Consider the following 14,495-nt stretch of genomic DNA (forward strand, 5'->3'; position numbering starts at 1 on the left):
TTCGATAGGAGTTCTCAATGAAGAGATTGGGTGCCGCGCTGGCTGTGGCGGCGGTCGCGCTCACAGCGGCCGCGTGCGGGAGCGGCGGCGGTGACGGCGGTGACGGCGGCGGCGCGTCCGGGGAGCCGGTGAAGCTGCGCTTCCTCAGCCTGGCCTGGCAGAAGGAGTCGATCGAGGCCAACAAGCAGATCGTCGCCGACTGGAACACGGCCAACCCGAACATCCAGGTCGAGTACGTCCAGGGGAGCTGGGACAACGTCAACGACCAGCTCGTGACGTCGTTCGAGGCCGGCGACCCGCCGGACGTCATCCACGACGACTCCCCGGCGCTGTCGAGCTTCGCCTCGCGGGGCTTCCTGCTCGACCTCACCGGCAAGGTCCCCGCCGACCTGCAGAACGACATCCCGCAGGCCGCGTGGGACACGGTCACCTTCTCCGACGGCAAGAGCGGCCAGGGCGTGTACGGCGTGCCGTTCCTGCAGGAGTCGCAGGTGCTCATCGCCAACAAGAAGCTGCTCGACGACACCGGTGTGCGCATGCCCACCCCGGACTCCCCGTGGACGTGGGACGAGTTCGCCGACGTGTCGAAGAAGCTCACCAAGAAGGGCGCGTACGGCGTCGCCTGGCCGATGAAGTCGCCGGTCAACAAGGTGCTCAACCTGGCGCTCAACTTCGGCGGCACCTTCTTCGACACGAAGGACGGCAAGACCACGGTGAAGGTCGGGCCGCAGGAGCGCGAGGTGCTCCAGCGCATCCACGACCAGCTCTACGCCGACAAGTCGGCCGACCCGGCGGCGCTGGGCATGGGCACCGCCGACCCGCTGCCGGGCTTCTTCGCAGGCAAGTACGCGATCGTCCCCGCCGGGGTGTACCTGCGCCAGCAGGTCGCCGAGCAGGCGCCGGGCGGGTTCGAGTGGGTCACGCTGCCCCCGCTGAAGGGGCAGACCTCCCAGCAGGGCGCGGTCTCGCAGACGCTGTCGGTCGCGGCCGACAGCAAGCACCCCGACGAGGCGCTGAAGTTCATCGCCTACTTCCTGAACGGCCCGAACCAGGCGAAACTGGCCAAGGGTGACTGGCTGCTGCCGACCAGCACGTCGGCGGCGAAGGACCCCGCGCTCACCACGGAGGAGAACGGGTGGGACGTCGCCACCGCCTCGGCGAAGGATCTCGTCGTCGCGCCGTTCCTCAAGGTGAACGGGTTCGACGAGTGGAAGAGCAAGGTGGCCACGCCGGCGATGCAGGAGTACTTCGCCGACAAGATCAGCCTGGACGAGCTGGCCACGCGGCTCGTCGAGGAGGGGAACAAGGTGCTGGAGCGGTACAGCCGTTGACCTCCGTACGTGACCGCGCCCGGGGCTGTCTGCTCGGCCTCGCCGCCGGCGACGCCCTGGGCGCCCCCGCGGAGAACCTCTCTCCCGAACAGATCGCCGCGCGGTGGGGCGTGCTCACCGAGATCGAGCGCGGCGGCACCGACGACACCGAGTACACGATCTTCGCCGCCACCGTGCTCCTGCGCCACGGTCACGCGCTCACCTCCGAGGACGTGGCGCGGGCCTGGCGCGAGGAGATCGTGGCGCGGCTCGACGGGCCGATGCGCGGCGCCGGGTTCTCCGAGCTCGGCACCGTCGAGGCCCTGCGCCGCGGCCTGGAGCCGCCGCTGACCGGCCGGTGGCACGCCCACGGCTGGTCCGACGGCCTGGCCATGCGGGCCGCGCCGTACGGGATCTTCGCGGCGGGCGACCCGGACGAGGCGGCGCGGCTGGCGGAGACCGACGGGCGGGTGAGCCACACCGGCGAGGGGATACTCGGCGGCCGGGCGGTGGCCGCGGCGGTCGCGGTCGCGATGACCGGCGCCCCGCCCGAGGAGGTGGCCGGGGCGGCCCTGCGGGCGGTGCCGGAGGACTCCTGGACGGCCCGCAGCCTGCGCGCGGCGCTCGACGTCGCCGCCCGCACCCCCCGCCCCCTCCTGGCACGCGCGCTTCACGACTCCTTTGCGCGTGCGCTTCACGACACGGTCGTGGTCAAGCACTACCCGTGGACCGACCTGGCGCCCGAGGCGGTGGCCCTCGCGTTCGCCGCCTACATGGCGGGCGGCGGGGAGATCGAGGCGTCGGTCGTCACGGCCGCCAACCTCGGCAGGGACGCCGACACCACCGCCGCCGTCGCCGGGGCTCTCTCGGGAGCGGGCCGCGGTGAGGTGGCGGTGCCCGCGCGCTGGGCCGGGCGCATCGGCCCGGTGGCGGGCCGCTGCCTGCCCGTGGTCGCCGGGCGGGACATCCGCGACGTCGCCGACGAGATCGTGAAAGGAATGTAGGACCACATGCCATCGGGGGACAGGCGGGACGGGCCGCACCGGCTCGACCGCGTGCGGGGGGCCTTCGTCGGCCTCGCCGCGGGCGACGCGGCCGGATGGCCGGCCGCCCGGCACCGGTCCACGCTGCTGGCCGGCTGGAGCAGGCGGCTGCACCGGGAGCTCGACGCGTTCGCGGAGGAACACCAGGTCACCACACTGCCGGTGCCGTTCGCGCTGAACCAGCCGGTGGCGCCGCTGGCGGCAGGACCGTCGGACGACGCCGAGTGGCTGGCCTGGACGGCCCTGACCATCCGGGAGGACCGGGCGGAGGCGTTCGGCCGCCTCGCGGGCCGCGACGACGTCCGGGCGCGCATCTCGGTGTGGGCGGCGCTCGACAACCTGGCGGCGGGCAAGCGCCCGCCCGCCAGCGGCCACGACAACCCCCACCACTTCGACGACGCCGCGGCGGTGCGAGCCGTCGCCTTCGGCGTGGCCGGGCTCGATCCGCTGGAGGACGCGCGCGTCACTAACGCGGAGGACGGCGTGCTCGGCGCGGTCGCGATGGCCCGCGCGGTCGCGGCGCTGACGGACGGCGCCCCGATGGGCGAGGCGGTGGAGGCGGCGCTCGGCGCGCTGCCGCCGGACACGGCCATCGGGCACGCGGCGCGCGAGGCGCTCGCGGCGGCCCGGGCGGCGGGCTCGCCCTTCGCCGCGGTGCCGGCGCTGGACGCCGCCGTGCTCGACCACGTCTACAGCTACGGCGTCGCCGCCGCGCAGACCGTGCCGATCGCGCTGGCCCTCGCCGACGCCGCCGTCTCCTGCGGGCGGCCGCCGGAGGCGTTCGGCGCGGGCGTCTCCGCGGCGGCCTGCCTCGCGCCGGTCGCCGACTCCGCGCCCGCGCTCACCGGCGCGCTGCTCGGCTGCGCCGCGGGACACGACGCGCTGCCCGCCGCCTGGCGCGAGCGGGCCCGCGTCCTGGCCGGCTGCTGCCTGCCGGAGCTCGCGGGAACCGACCTGCTGGACATCGCCGGGCGGCTCGCATGACGCCCGGCACATCACGCGTACGGACAAGGGGGAGGACCGGATGACGCCGCAGGAGGACCTGCCGGATGATGACCTGCTGGCCGATCGCGCCGTGGGGTGTGTGGCGGGCGCCGCGGTGGGCGACGCGCTCGGCGGGGCCACCGAGGGGTGGACGCCCGAGCAGATCCAGGAGCGCTACGGGGGCCGGGTGCGCGGCGTCGTCCCTCCCTTCAACGAGGACTGGCGCAACGCCCGCCCGATCGCGCCCTACCACAAGGGGGACGGCCACGTCACCGACGACACGTTGATGACGCACGCCCTCATCCGGGTGTACGAGCGGGTCGGCGGCCATCTGGACGCCTACGCCGCCGCCGAGCACCTGGTGCCCGAGATGATGGGCGAGAAGCGGTGGATTCCCGAGCTGGAGGCCGAGGCGCTGCCGCTCCACCGGGTGTTCCTCGCCGAGAAGTGGCTCGTGCTGCGGCTGCACTACGGCCACGCCGACCCCCGCGAGGCCGGGGTCGGCAACATCGTCAACTGCGGCGCGGCGATGTACATGGCCCCGGTCGGCGTCGTCAACGCCGGCGACCCCGACGGCGCGTACGCCGAGGCGATCGACCTGGCCGGGGCGCACCAGTCGAGCTACGGCCGTGAGGCGGCGGGCGTGCTGGCGGCGGCGGTCGCCGAGGCGATGCGGCCGGGAGCGACGCCCGACTCGGTCGTGGCGACCTGCCTGCGGCTCGCCCGCGACGGCACCAGAGCCGCCATCGACGCGGTCTGCTCGGCCGCCCGGGGCCTCGGCCACTGGGAGGGCTCCTTCGAGGCCCTGCGGGCCGCGGTCCGGCCGTACGACACGGTGGCCGACACCTACCGCGACCAGGGCCTCGGGGCGCGGCGGCCGAGCCGGCTGCACAGCATCGAGGAGCTGCCGCTCGCGCTCGCGTTCCTGGTGATGGCCAAGGGCGACTACCGCGAGACGGTGCTCGGCGGCGTCAACTACGGCCGCGACGCCGACTCCATCGCCTCGATGGGCGGGGCCGTCGCGGGGGCGCTCGGCGGGCGGGCCGCCGTCCCCGCCGAGTGGCTGGACCAGGTGGCGACAGCCAGTCGTACGGACCTGGTCGGGCCGGGGCTGGCGATCGCGGGCGTCGCGCGGCGGGTGCACCGGGCCGACCGGGAGCGCCGCCGCGCGCACGAGGCCGCCTTCGACGCCCTGCTCGCGCCGCGGGGAGACGCGCGATGATCCGGCTGACGTGGGTGCAGCCGGAGGACCTCGTCGGCCACGAACTGCGGCAGGCGGACGAGGACGGCCGGGGAACGCTCCCCGAGGTGGCGGCCGTGCGCGAGCGCTGGCACGCCGCGGGCGGGCACGACGCGCCGCCCCGGGCGGGCGCCTCCGCCGGGCCCGCCCCCGAGGCGCTGCGCGCCCTGGCCGGGGAGCTGCTCGACGCGCTCGCGGCGATCCCCTCGCCGCTGCCCGAGCCCTCGGGCCTCGAAGAGATCGTCGCGAGCTGCCCCGGCTGGCCTGACTCGCCCGGCGCCCGCCCACGGGTGCGGCCCGAGCCCGGGCGGGTCCTGGCCGCCTGGTGGGGGAGGGCGGCCGGCTGCCTCCTGGGCAAGCCGGTGGAGAAGATCCCCCGCGAGGGGATCAGGGCCATCGCCGAGGCGACCGGCAACTGGCCGATCCGCGGCTGGTTCACCGCGAAGGGGCTGCCGCCGGAGATCGCGGAGCGGTGGCCGTGGAACCGCCGCAGCGCGGCCACCAGCCTCGCCGAGAACATCGACGGCGTGCCCGAGGACGACGACCTCAACTACGCGCTGCTCGCGCTCACCGTTATCGAACGGCACGGACGGGACTTCACGACCGAGGACGTCGCGAAGACCTGGCTCGACGCGCTGCCCGCCGGGCGGGTCTTCACCGCCGAGCGGGCGGCCTACCGCAACCTGCTCGCGGGTCTCGAACCGCCCGCGACCGCCGTTCACCGCAACCCGTTCAGGGAGTGGATCGGCGCGCTGATCAGGGCCGACGTGTACGGCTGGGCCAACCCGGGCGACCCCGCTACGGCCGCGGTCTGGGCGTGGCGGGACGCCCGGCTCAGCCACGCGGCCAACGGGATCTACGGCGCGATGTTCGCCGCCGCCATGTGCGCGCAGGCCCTCGTGGCCGAAGGCGTGGACGAGGTGATCGAGGCCGGGCTGTCGGTCGTGCCGCCCGGCTCGCGCCTGGCGGAAGCCGTACGGCAGGCCGTCGCGGACGCCGCGGCGGAGCCGGACTTCGAGCGGGTCGTCGACCGGCTGTACGCGCGGCACGGCCACCTCCACTGGGTCCACACGGTCAACAACGCGGCGCTGCTGGCGGCGGCCCTCGTCCACGGCGCAGTCCACGGTGCCGGGGACTTCGCCGCGATCGTCGGCGCGGCCGTGGCCGGAGGCTGGGACACCGACTCGGCCGCCGCCACCGCCGGATCGATCGCCGGGGCGCTGACGGGCGGCGTCCCCGAGCGGTGGACCACCCGGGACCGGCTGGCCAGCAGCCTGCCCGGCTTCGACGGCATCTCCATCGAGTCGCTCGCCGCCCGCACGCTCGCGCTGGGTGAGGGGGAACGACGATGATCTCGGTGTTCGGCAGCGCCAACATGGACCTGGTGGCGTACGTCGCCCAGGCCCCCGGACCGGGGGAGACCGTCACGGGCCGGGAGTTCCGCACGATCCCCGGCGGCAAGGGAGCCAACCAGGCGATCGCCGCGGCCCGCGCGGGAGCCGACGTGGCCTTCCTCGGCGCCGTGGGCGACGACGCGTTCGGGCCCGGGCTGCGGGCCGCGCTCGCCGAGGCGGGCGTGGACACCAGCGGGCTGCGGGTCGTGCCCGGCCCGTCGGGCGTCGCCCACATCGTCGTGCAGGACGGCGGCGACAACTCGATCATCGTGGTGCCCGGCGCGAACGGCGCGGTCACCGGGCCCGCCGGGCGGGACGCGGAGGTCATCGCCCGGTCCGGCGCGCTGCTGCTGCAACTGGAGCTCCCGATGGACGCCGTGGTCGCCGCGGCCCACGTCGCTCGTGCTGCGTCTCCTGCTGGGGAGTCCCGGGCCGAGGTGATCCTGACCCCGGCCCCGGCGGTGCCGCTGCCCGCCGAACTGCTGGAGGCCGTCGACCTCATCGTGCCCAACGAGCACGAGGCGACGGCCCTCACCGGCCGCGACGACCCCGGCGACGCGCTGGAGGCGCTGCTCGGCCTCGTCCCCGAGGCCGTCGTCACCCTGGGCGCCCGGGGCGCCCTGTACGGCTCGCGCGACGGCGCCCGGCTACACCAGCCCGCCCTACCGGTGCGGGCGGTGGACACGACGGCGGCGGGGGACACCTTCGCGGCGGCGCTGGCCGTGGCCAGGACCGAGGGGCACGACCCGGCGCGGGCGCTGCGCTTCGCCTCGGCCGCCGCGGCCCTGTCGGTGCAGCGCGAGGGCGCCAGCACCTCCATGCCCCACCGCCACGAGATCGACCGCCTGATGGAGGAGGGACTGTGACCGGGCCGCTCGACGGCGTACGGGTGATCGACGCCGCGACGCTGTTCGCCGGGCCGACCGCGGCGATGCTGCTCGGCGACTACGGCGCGGACGTCGTCAAGATCGAGCACCCGCGCAGGCCGGACCCCTCGCGCGGGCACGGGCCCGACGGGCTGTGGTGGAAGATGCTCGGCCGCAACAAGCGGACGATGACGCTCGACCTGTCCACCGAGGAGGGCCAGGACCTCATGGTCCGGCTCGTCCAGGACGCCGACGTGCTCATCGAGAACTTCCGCCCCGGCACGCTGGAGCGCTGGAACCTGTCCTGGGACCGGCTCAGCGCGGCCAACCCCGGCCTGGTGCTCGCCCGGGTCACCGGGTTCGGCCAGTTCGGCCCGTACGCCAGGCGGCCCGGCTTCGGCACGCTCGCCGAGGCGATGAGCGGGTTCGCCGCGATGACCGGGGAGCCGGACGCGCCGCCCACGCTGCCGCCGTTCGGGCTCGCGGACGGCATCTGCGCGCTGGCCACCGCGTTCGCCGTGATGACGGCCCTGCGGTCGGGGCGCGGGCAGGTCGTCGACCTGTCGATCATCGAGCCGATCCTGACCGTGCTGGGCGCCCAGCCGACCATCTACGACCGGCTCGGCGTCGTGCCTCCGCGCACCGGCAACCGCTCGGTCAACAACGCGCCGCGCAACACCTACCGGTGCCGCGACGGCTCGTGGGTCGCGGTCTCCACCTCGGCGCAGAGCATCGCGGAACGCGTGATGCGCCTGGTCGGACGGCCCGACCTGGTGGACGAGCCGTGGTTCGCCACCGGCGCCGGCCGGGTGGCGCACGTCGGCGAGCTCGACGCGGCCGTCGCGGCGTGGGTCGGCGAGCGGACCCGCGAGGAGGTGCTGCGGGCGTTCGAGGAGGCGGAGGCCGCGGTGGCGCCGATCTACGACGTGCGCGACGTGCTGGCCGACCCGCAGCTGACGGCGCTCGACGCGGTGACCACCGTGGAGGACCCCGAGCTCGGCCCGCTGAGGATGCAGAACGTGATGTTCCGGCTGTCGGAGACGCCGGGACACATCCGGTGGACCGGCCGTCCGCACGGCGCCGACACCGACGAGATCCTGCGCGGCCTCGGCCTGACCGGCGCGCAGATCGAGGCCCTGAGGGTCAAGGGAGTGGTGTGATGTCACAGGGTGATCGGGCATGAGCGGCGCCGACGCCTCTGGTGTCCCTGCCGCGCCCCTGACCTGGTTGTACGTGCCCGCCGACCGCCCCGACCGGATCGGCAAGGCCCTGGGCGGCGAGGCGGACATGGTGATCGTCGACCTGGAGGACGCGGTCGCCCCGGAGAACAAGGACGTCGCACGCGCCGGGGTGGTCGCCCTGCTGGCCACGCCGCGGCCGCGCGTGGAGATCCGGGTCAACGACGTCCGCACGCCGTACGGCCAGGCCGACCTGCACGCGCTCGGCACGCTGCTGCAGGGCAGCGGCGGCCTGCGCGTCCCCAAGGTGGAGTCGGCCGACGAGGTCCGCCGGATCGCCGAGGCCGTGCCGGGCGTGCCGCTGCGGCTGATCATCGAGTCGGCCCTCGGGCTGGAACGCGCCTTCGAGATCGCCACCGCCTCACCGGCCGTCGCCGGGATCGGCCTGGGCGAGGCCGATCTGCGCGCCGACCTCGGCGTGACCGACGAGGCGGGCCTGGCCTGGGCGCGTTCCCGCATCGTGGTCGCGGCCCGCGCGGCCGGGCTGCCGGCCCCCGCGCAGTCCGTGTTCGCGAACGTCCGCGACCTCGACGGCCTGGCCGCCTCCTGCGCCTCGGGCCGGGCGATGGGCTTTCGCGGCCGGGCGGCCATCCACCCCGTCCAGCTTCCGGTGATCGCGGCGGCCTACCGCCCGGCCAGGGAGGAGATCGTGGCGGCCCTGGAGGTCGTCTCCGCCGCCGACCAGGGTGCGGTGGCCCTCGCCGACGGTCGCTTCGTGGACGAGGCCGTCGTCCGCCAGGCCCGCCGCGTCCTCGCCGACGCCGGCGAGCACTGAGACTTCTGCCGTATTGGGACTCCTGCCGTAGTGGCCGAGGCCGGGCGGAGTCATGATGCTCCGCCCGGCCTCGGGGTCGGTCGGTTCAGGTCACGGGCAGTTGCCGATGTCGCTCTCGGCGGAGGCCAGGACGACGTCGGTCTTGGCCAGGCCGAGGGCGTTGACGGTGACGTGGACCGCGTTGACGGTCAGGCCCTTGTCGGGCGTGGTGAACGGGATCTGCTCGTTGAGCACCAGCTTCACCACGCCGACGTTGACCGTGGTGTTGGGCGCGACGTTCGTGGGCGCCGAGATGACCACCGTGTTGCCGACCTTGAGGGAGGCGATCGTCGTGGTCCCGCTCGATCCGGAGCAGGTGGTGGTGGAGCTCGACTTGATGGTCTTGAGGCTGATCACCGGGATGCCGGTGATCCCGATGGTCGTGTCGTCGATGGAGGCGGTGGCCTCGGACTTGCCGGGGAACTCGGTGGTGACGACCTTGGCGCACAGGGCGTGCGCGCTGATCAGCCCGCTGAGGGTGGCGGTGCAGGGCACCGAGGTGCTGCCGGACGACGTGGTGGAGACGGGGCCGGTGTCGGGGGTGCGGGCGATGTTGATCAGTTGCAGGCCGGCCAGGGAGGCGCCGGCGGTCAGGCCGTAGGCCCGTCCGGTCAGCCGCTGCGGCGTGACCTTGACCTCCTCGTCGCTGCACGGCGAGGTGACGGAGTTGTTGTCGGCGTCGCCGCTGTAGGTGGCGGTCCACCTATAGGTGCCGGCCGCGCCGATGGTCACGTCGCCGGACGCGGCGGTGCCGCTGTCGGACAGGTCGCCGGTGCGGGTGGCGATCGGCGTCGTGCAGTTGGTGTCGCCGGGTCCGAACAGCTCGAACTTGACGGTGCCCGTCGGGTGGTGGCCGCCGGACAGGGTCGCGGTGTCCGAGAGGTTCCCGCCCGCGGGCGTCTCGCCCGACGGGGTTGTGGTGATCTTCGGGGTCGCCTTCGGAACGTGCTCGGTGATCGTTTCGGTGAAGCCGGGCGACAGGACGTCGTTGATCAGGAAGTCCACCTTGCAGGTGAGGGTGCTTCCCGGCGCGGCTCCGTCGCCGACGGTGACCTTCTCGGAGAACGCGGCATCCTCGCCGCTGGTCACCGTACGGCTGTCCGGGGTCAGGGAGACCGACAGGTCCGGGTCGCAGTCGCGCAGCTTGTGGGTGACCGTGACCGGCAGGTTGTGCAGGGCCGCGAGGATGGTGTCGCTGACCTCCGAGGCGTTGAGGCCGGAGAACAGTTGCCCGTCCGTGGCTTCGGTGATCGCGGTCGCCTGCCCGGTCGAGTTCAGCCCGGCCAGGTCGAAGGCGAGCACGGTGATGTCGGCCGCCTGCAGGGCGCTGATCGCGTCGGCCAGCGAATGGCCGCCGCTGGGGTCGTGGCTGGGGGCGTCCCCGATCAGCAACACGATCCGGGTGCTGTCCGGCCGGAAGCCGACCGCCCCTGTGGCGACCTGATACAGGGCGCCGATGCCGTCTTCGGGGAAGTCGCCTCCGCCCGACGCGGACAGCGAATTGATGCCGGCGGTGACATCGGCCGGGTCGGCGGTGAGATTCTGCGCCACCCGAAATGGAGTCGAATCGGCCGCGTCCTTGTATTCGGCGACCGCGAACCGAGCGTCCGGCTGCGCCGCGGCGATATTGGACAAAATGGTGTTCGCGTTGGTCCGCACGTTGGAGATGACTCCGCCCATGCTCCCTGTCGTGTCGATCAGGAAAGCGATATCCGGCTTGGGCGGCACGGCGGGAGTGGAGACGGTTTTGTCGATCGTCTTCGATTCGCCGGGGGCCAGGTCGAGCGTTACGTCGGCGGGGGTGACCCCGGGTGCGGCGGATGCCGTTCCCACCCCGGCGACCAGCGTCGCAGCGGCCGCCGCCGCGCACACGGCGGCCCGTAATCGTCGCGTCATCATCACGGTTTTGTTCCTTCTGGTGTGGCGTTATGTCATCGGGAATTCGGCAGCGCCGGTCATTTCTTTGAATGCGCTACCCGGTGAGTCCTCTCCTCACGTGCCGGCGCGAGTGAATGCCGAATTCCATGGGTTGACGACCTCGCTGATCTGTTCGGCGCCGGCCGTTGATCAACGAGGGGGTGTGGCCACGGACATATGGTGACCGGTCAACGAATAGATGTAAATAGGCCCGCTTACGGCAAGTTCCCGATTGGCCACAATCGGCCACCCCACGCCGGTGGGAGGTCATCCGTGAGTGGCGATTCGTCCCGGATTTTTATTCGGATATGCCCGATGGCATGAGTAATGTGCAGTTTGTGACTGCAGAAAAGAACGGCCGTTTCCACCATTTATCGGCGGGCCCTGCGGCGCTTCAGGTTGTAACGCCGCTTCAGGTCGTGCGCTTGCTTCAGGTCGTACGCTGCGCCACGAACACGAACTCGCGGCCCGGGCGGTCGGGGGCGTCCCGCACGTCCAGCACGCGGTAGCCGTTCGCGGCCAGGCTCGTCTCCACCTCGTCCCGGTCCCGGAAGCGGAGGGTCGAGTCCGACGTGACCACCGCGCCGTCCGCCAGGAAGGTGTAGGTGTAGCGGAACGACACCAGTGGCAGGCTCACGTCGGTGACGTCGAAGCGCTGCTCCACGGGCCCGGCCTCCGGAAGGTCGAGGATCACCGGACCGGTGCCCGAGGCCCAGTCCTCCCACACCCGGCGTTCGGGCCGCCTGGTCTCGAACACGAGATATCCCCGCGGGCGGAGCGCGCCGTGGACGCCCCGCAACGTGCGCGTCCAGTCGTCGTCGGTGAGGAAGACCTGCGCCACGTTCCCCGTCATCACCGCGAGGTCGGCGCCGAACGCCGGGACCGTGGTGGCGTCGCCGTGGATCCAGGTGATCCTTCCGGTCCGGTCCTTCGCCCTCGCGATCCGCAGCGACGCCTCGGCGGGATCGACGCCCATGACCGTGCGTCCGCTGTCCGCCAGCAAGACCGCCAGGGATCCCGTTCCGCAGCCGACGTCGAGCACGCGGTCCGCGCCCAGCTCGCCGGCGATGGAGAGATAGACGTCAAGGTCGTCGCGGTCTCCGTCGAACGCGTCGTAGACGGCGGCCAGGCGCGGGTGGGCGAAGATCGGGTCGGGCACCCGGCGACCCTACTCCACCCCGTGAACCGGGAGCGTCACTCCCTGACCGGCCAGTCGCCGGAGGAGGCCCTCCAGATCGCGTTCGCGCGGGCGAGCCGGTCGACGACGTCGTCGAGTTCATCGGCGGGGACGGCCCGGTTGACCCAGCCGTAGCGCTCCGCGGTCTCGGCGTCGTACAGGTCGGCGCTCAGCACCGCCTCCAGCGCGCGGTTGCGGCCGGCCCTGGTGGCGAGATACTGCGTGCCCCCTCCGCCGGGCACGATGCCCATGAGGGCTTCGATCTGGCCGATCCCGGCACGGCCGATCGCCGCGAACGCCATGTCGGCGGAGGCGACGAACTCGGCCCCACCGCCGCGCGCCATCCCGGCGAGCTTGACGATGGTCACCTGGGGCTGGTGCCGCAGCAGTTCCCCCAGGGCCTGGAAGACGTTGACACCACCCGGGAGTCCGTGCGCGAGCTTGCCGAGCGCGTCCGGCGTGTCACCAGGCGACATGTCGACGTGGGCGATGAAGAACTCGGGTGGCACTGTCGAACACGACGACCCGAACCGAGTGGTCGTCCCGCAGCGTGGCCAGCAGGCGCCGGAGGTCGCCCATCAGGACGACGTCCAAGACGTTGACGGGTGGATTGTCGAGGGTGACGCGGGCGATGCCGGCCTCGCGGCTCACCCGCAGGGTCGTGTAGGCGTCGTTCATGGAGGTCCCCGATCCGTATCTGGTATGCACCTAGGTTCCCCATGCATACTTACGATGTGGCGGCGGGCGATCAGCCGTCAATAACGCACTTTCGGCATCTCAAGGATCGCGAAGGATACCGATATGGCCTTTCCGGAGCCCGGCACCTCGACGGACATCGTCTACCGGGCCGACTGCCCCAGCCGCCCGATCCTCGACCAGATCGCCGACAAGTGGTCGATGATGGTGATGGCGGTCCTGAACGAGCCCAGGCGGTTCAACGAGATCAAGCGCCGCCTTGAGGGCGTCACCCAGCGCGTCCTGACCCAGACCCTGCGCCGCCTGGAGCGTAACGGGATGATCGCGCGCCGCGTGCTCCCCACCTCGCCGGTCGGGGTCGAGTACTCACTCACGCCGCTCGGCGAATCGCTGCGCGAGCCGTTCGCCCGGTTGTACGACTGGACGGTCGACAACGCGGACGAAATCCAGAGGCATCAAAGGGAGTACGACCGGCGCGTGCAGAGCTGACAGCCCGGATGCGCGTGCCCCGTCGCGCCGGGGGCGCCAGGGCTGCGCGTTCCGCTCGCAGGCACCGAGCGGAAGATGTTCCGTTGCCATCATCCCACAAATTTGGTAGGAAATACCTGTGTTTACGGCATCGTGGTTGGCCCGGCGTCGGCACGTCGACCTGTGCCGTCTGAACGGCCCGGCCTGTCGCTCCTGAACCGCGCTCCTGACCTGCGCTCCCCGTCCGGTCCCCCGTACGGCCCCGTCCGGCGTGGCCGCCCTCACCGGACGACCCCCCTTCCGTTGCCGCGCCGTGCCCGCCTCGCCTCCGGGCGGTGCGGCGCCCTCCCCACGGAGCGACCACTGTGACGTCATCCCCCGCAAGACCCCACTCCAGATCCCCCTCAAGACCCCACTCCAGATCCCCCGCAAGAGGCCACTCACCGGGTCCCCGTCCGCTCCTTCCCGGCGAGGCGCCCGAGCCCGCCGGCCCGGTGGACGGCGAAGGAGCGCCCGCCGCCTTCGGGCGGGGCCGGCGAGGGCGCAGAGCCCGCCGGATCGGCGTGCGGGTGCTGTCGCTGCTCGCACTGCTCGCGTTGTGGCAGCTGGCGGCGGTCGCGGCGGGCAATCCGTCGTTCGTCCCCGCGCCCCGGGCGGTGTGGGACCAGCTCGTCCTGCTGTCCACCACGCACGACGGCGTCCGCGGCTACAGCGGTCACCTGCTCGTCGAGCATCTGGCGATCAGCCTGCGCCGCATCCTCATCGGCTCGGCGCTCGGCGTGGTGGCCGGGCTCGTCCTCGGCGTCGTCCTCGGCACCGTGCCGTGGATCCGCCTCGTGGCCGAGCCGGTCGTGACGTTCGTACGGGCCCTGCCTCCGCTGGCGTACTTCAGCCTGCTGATCATCTGGTTCGGCATCGACGAGACGCCCAAGCTGTGGCTGCTCGCCATCGCCGCGCTCCCGCCGGTCGCCGTGGCCACCGCCGCGGCCGTCCACGGCGCGCCGACCGGCCTGGTGGAGGCGGCGCGGGCGCTGGGCGCCTCACGACGGGACGTGATCAAGGATGTGGTGCTGCCGGCCGCACTGCCGGAGATCTTCACCGGTGTCCGGCTGGCCGTCGGGGTCGCGTACTCATCGGTCGTCGCGGCGGAGACCGTCAACGGCGTGCCGGGCATCGGGGGGATGGTCCGCGACGCCCAGCGTTACCTGCAGACCGACGTCGTGGTGCTCGGGCTGCTCGCGATCGGCCTGTCCGGGCTGCTGATCGACGGCCTGTTGCGCGCCGCCGAGAACCGGCTCATCCCCTGGCGCGGCCGCGCCTGAGCCCCTGTCCAGCCTCTGTCCAGCCT

Annotated in this window: 14 protein-coding genes; 10 read left to right on the forward strand and 4 right to left on the reverse strand. The window is 73.0% G+C overall.

All coding sequences use genetic code 11. The features are described from left to right. Positions 1-17 precede the first annotated feature (17 nt). Genes FLX08_RS04740 through FLX08_RS04775 form a run of 8 tightly spaced genes read left to right on the forward strand, consistent with a single transcriptional unit; the run spans position 18 to position 8,850 of the window. On the forward strand, positions 18-1,331 hold the full coding sequence (locus FLX08_RS04740) for an ABC transporter substrate-binding protein (RefSeq protein ID WP_142616956.1): 1,314 nt from the start codon (positions 18-20) through the stop codon (positions 1,329-1,331). Continuing rightward, positions 1,328-2,314, forward strand: a complete 987-nt coding sequence (locus FLX08_RS04745) for an ADP-ribosylglycohydrolase family protein (protein WP_142616957.1) — start codon at positions 1,328-1,330, stop codon at positions 2,312-2,314. Before FLX08_RS04740 ends, FLX08_RS04745 begins: the two co-directional genes overlap by 4 nt. Before the next feature lie 6 nt (positions 2,315-2,320). Continuing rightward, complete coding sequence (locus tag FLX08_RS04750) at positions 2,321-3,337, forward strand: ADP-ribosylglycohydrolase family protein (RefSeq protein ID WP_142616958.1); 1,017 nt, start codon at positions 2,321-2,323, stop codon at positions 3,335-3,337. Between the two features lie 40 nt (positions 3,338-3,377). Next, positions 3,378-4,559 (forward strand): ADP-ribosylglycohydrolase family protein, encoded by a 1,182-nt coding sequence (locus FLX08_RS04755; protein ID WP_142616959.1) that lies wholly within the window; start codon positions 3,378-3,380, stop codon positions 4,557-4,559. Then, a complete protein-coding gene (locus tag FLX08_RS04760) occupies positions 4,556-5,929 on the forward strand; it encodes an ADP-ribosylglycohydrolase family protein (RefSeq protein ID WP_142616960.1) in 1,374 nt (457 codons plus the stop codon). Before FLX08_RS04755 ends, FLX08_RS04760 begins: the two co-directional genes overlap by 4 nt. Further along, positions 5,926-6,837 (forward strand): ribokinase, encoded by a 912-nt coding sequence (locus FLX08_RS04765; RefSeq protein WP_142616961.1) that lies wholly within the window; start codon positions 5,926-5,928, stop codon positions 6,835-6,837. Before FLX08_RS04760 ends, FLX08_RS04765 begins: the two co-directional genes overlap by 4 nt. Beyond that, the gene (locus FLX08_RS04770) at positions 6,834-7,997 is read left to right on the forward strand and encodes a CaiB/BaiF CoA transferase family protein (protein ID WP_142616962.1); all 1,164 of its coding nucleotides are present in this window, start codon (positions 6,834-6,836) and stop codon (positions 7,995-7,997) included. Before FLX08_RS04765 ends, FLX08_RS04770 begins: the two co-directional genes overlap by 4 nt. Positions 7,998-8,016: 19 nt before the next feature. Further along, positions 8,017-8,850, forward strand: coding sequence for an HpcH/HpaI aldolase/citrate lyase family protein (locus tag FLX08_RS04775; RefSeq protein WP_142616963.1), 834 nt, complete (start codon positions 8,017-8,019; stop codon positions 8,848-8,850). Between the two features lie 90 nt (positions 8,851-8,940). On the opposite strand, the gene FLX08_RS04780 is transcribed toward FLX08_RS04775, so the two are convergent. The 4 genes from FLX08_RS04780 to FLX08_RS42870 all read right to left on the reverse strand — a co-directional run bounded on the left by FLX08_RS04780 (position 8,941) and on the right by FLX08_RS42870 (position 12,661). Beyond that, positions 8,941-10,788 (reverse strand): vWA domain-containing protein, encoded by a 1,848-nt coding sequence (locus tag FLX08_RS04780; RefSeq protein ID WP_244312434.1) that lies wholly within the window; start codon positions 10,786-10,788, stop codon positions 8,941-8,943. Between the two features lie 448 nt (positions 10,789-11,236). Continuing rightward, entirely contained in the window at positions 11,237-11,965 is a 729-nt protein-coding gene (locus FLX08_RS04785; protein WP_142616965.1) for a class I SAM-dependent methyltransferase, read from the reverse strand. A gap of 35 nt (positions 11,966-12,000) precedes the next feature. After that, on the reverse strand, positions 12,001-12,492 hold the full coding sequence (locus FLX08_RS04790; RefSeq protein ID WP_208761262.1) for an enoyl-CoA hydratase/isomerase family protein: 492 nt from the start codon (positions 12,490-12,492) through the stop codon (positions 12,001-12,003). After that, on the reverse strand, positions 12,446-12,661 hold the full coding sequence (locus FLX08_RS42870) for an enoyl-CoA hydratase-related protein (RefSeq protein WP_208761263.1): 216 nt from the start codon (positions 12,659-12,661) through the stop codon (positions 12,446-12,448). The genes FLX08_RS04790 and FLX08_RS42870 overlap by 47 nt, the downstream gene beginning before the upstream one ends. 123 nt (positions 12,662-12,784) lie before the next feature. On the opposite strand from FLX08_RS42870, the gene FLX08_RS04795 reads away from it, so the two are divergent. Both FLX08_RS04795 and FLX08_RS04800 read left to right on the forward strand, forming a co-directional pair. Further along, the gene (locus FLX08_RS04795; protein WP_142616966.1) at positions 12,785-13,168 is read left to right on the forward strand and encodes a winged helix-turn-helix transcriptional regulator; all 384 of its coding nucleotides are present in this window, start codon (positions 12,785-12,787) and stop codon (positions 13,166-13,168) included. A 473-nt stretch (positions 13,169-13,641) separates the two neighbouring features. Continuing rightward, the gene (locus tag FLX08_RS04800; protein WP_142616967.1) at positions 13,642-14,469 is read left to right on the forward strand and encodes an ABC transporter permease; all 828 of its coding nucleotides are present in this window, start codon (positions 13,642-13,644) and stop codon (positions 14,467-14,469) included. The last annotated feature ends 26 nt before the right edge of the window (positions 14,470-14,495 follow it).

The organism is Microbispora hainanensis, assembly GCF_006874475.1.
GTDB classification, from domain to species: Bacteria; Actinomycetota; Actinomycetes; order Streptosporangiales; family Streptosporangiaceae; genus Microbispora; species Microbispora hainanensis.

Bases quoted from the DNA above. Each gene is read 5' to 3' on its own strand.
- FLX08_RS04755 (WP_142616959.1), top strand. From the start codon at position 3,378: ATGACGCCGCAGGAGGACCTGCCGGATGATGACCTGCTGGCCGATCGC.
- FLX08_RS04795 (WP_142616966.1), top strand. From the start codon at position 12,785: ATGGCCTTTCCGGAGCCCGGCACCTCGACGGACATCGTCTACCGGGCC.
- FLX08_RS42870 (WP_208761263.1), bottom strand. From the start codon at position 12,661: ATGAACGACGCCTACACGACCCTGCGGGTGAGCCGCGAGGCCGGCATC.
- FLX08_RS04780 (WP_244312434.1), bottom strand. From the start codon at position 10,788: ATGATGACGCGACGATTACGGGCCGCCGTGTGCGCGGCGGCGGCCGCT.
- FLX08_RS04750 (WP_142616958.1), top strand. From the start codon at position 2,321: ATGCCATCGGGGGACAGGCGGGACGGGCCGCACCGGCTCGACCGCGTG.
- FLX08_RS04760 (WP_142616960.1), top strand. From the start codon at position 4,556: ATGATCCGGCTGACGTGGGTGCAGCCGGAGGACCTCGTCGGCCACGAA.
- FLX08_RS04740 (WP_142616956.1), top strand. From the start codon at position 18: ATGAAGAGATTGGGTGCCGCGCTGGCTGTGGCGGCGGTCGCGCTCACA.
- FLX08_RS04775 (WP_142616963.1), top strand. From the start codon at position 8,017: ATGAGCGGCGCCGACGCCTCTGGTGTCCCTGCCGCGCCCCTGACCTGG.
- FLX08_RS04765 (WP_142616961.1), top strand. From the start codon at position 5,926: ATGATCTCGGTGTTCGGCAGCGCCAACATGGACCTGGTGGCGTACGTC.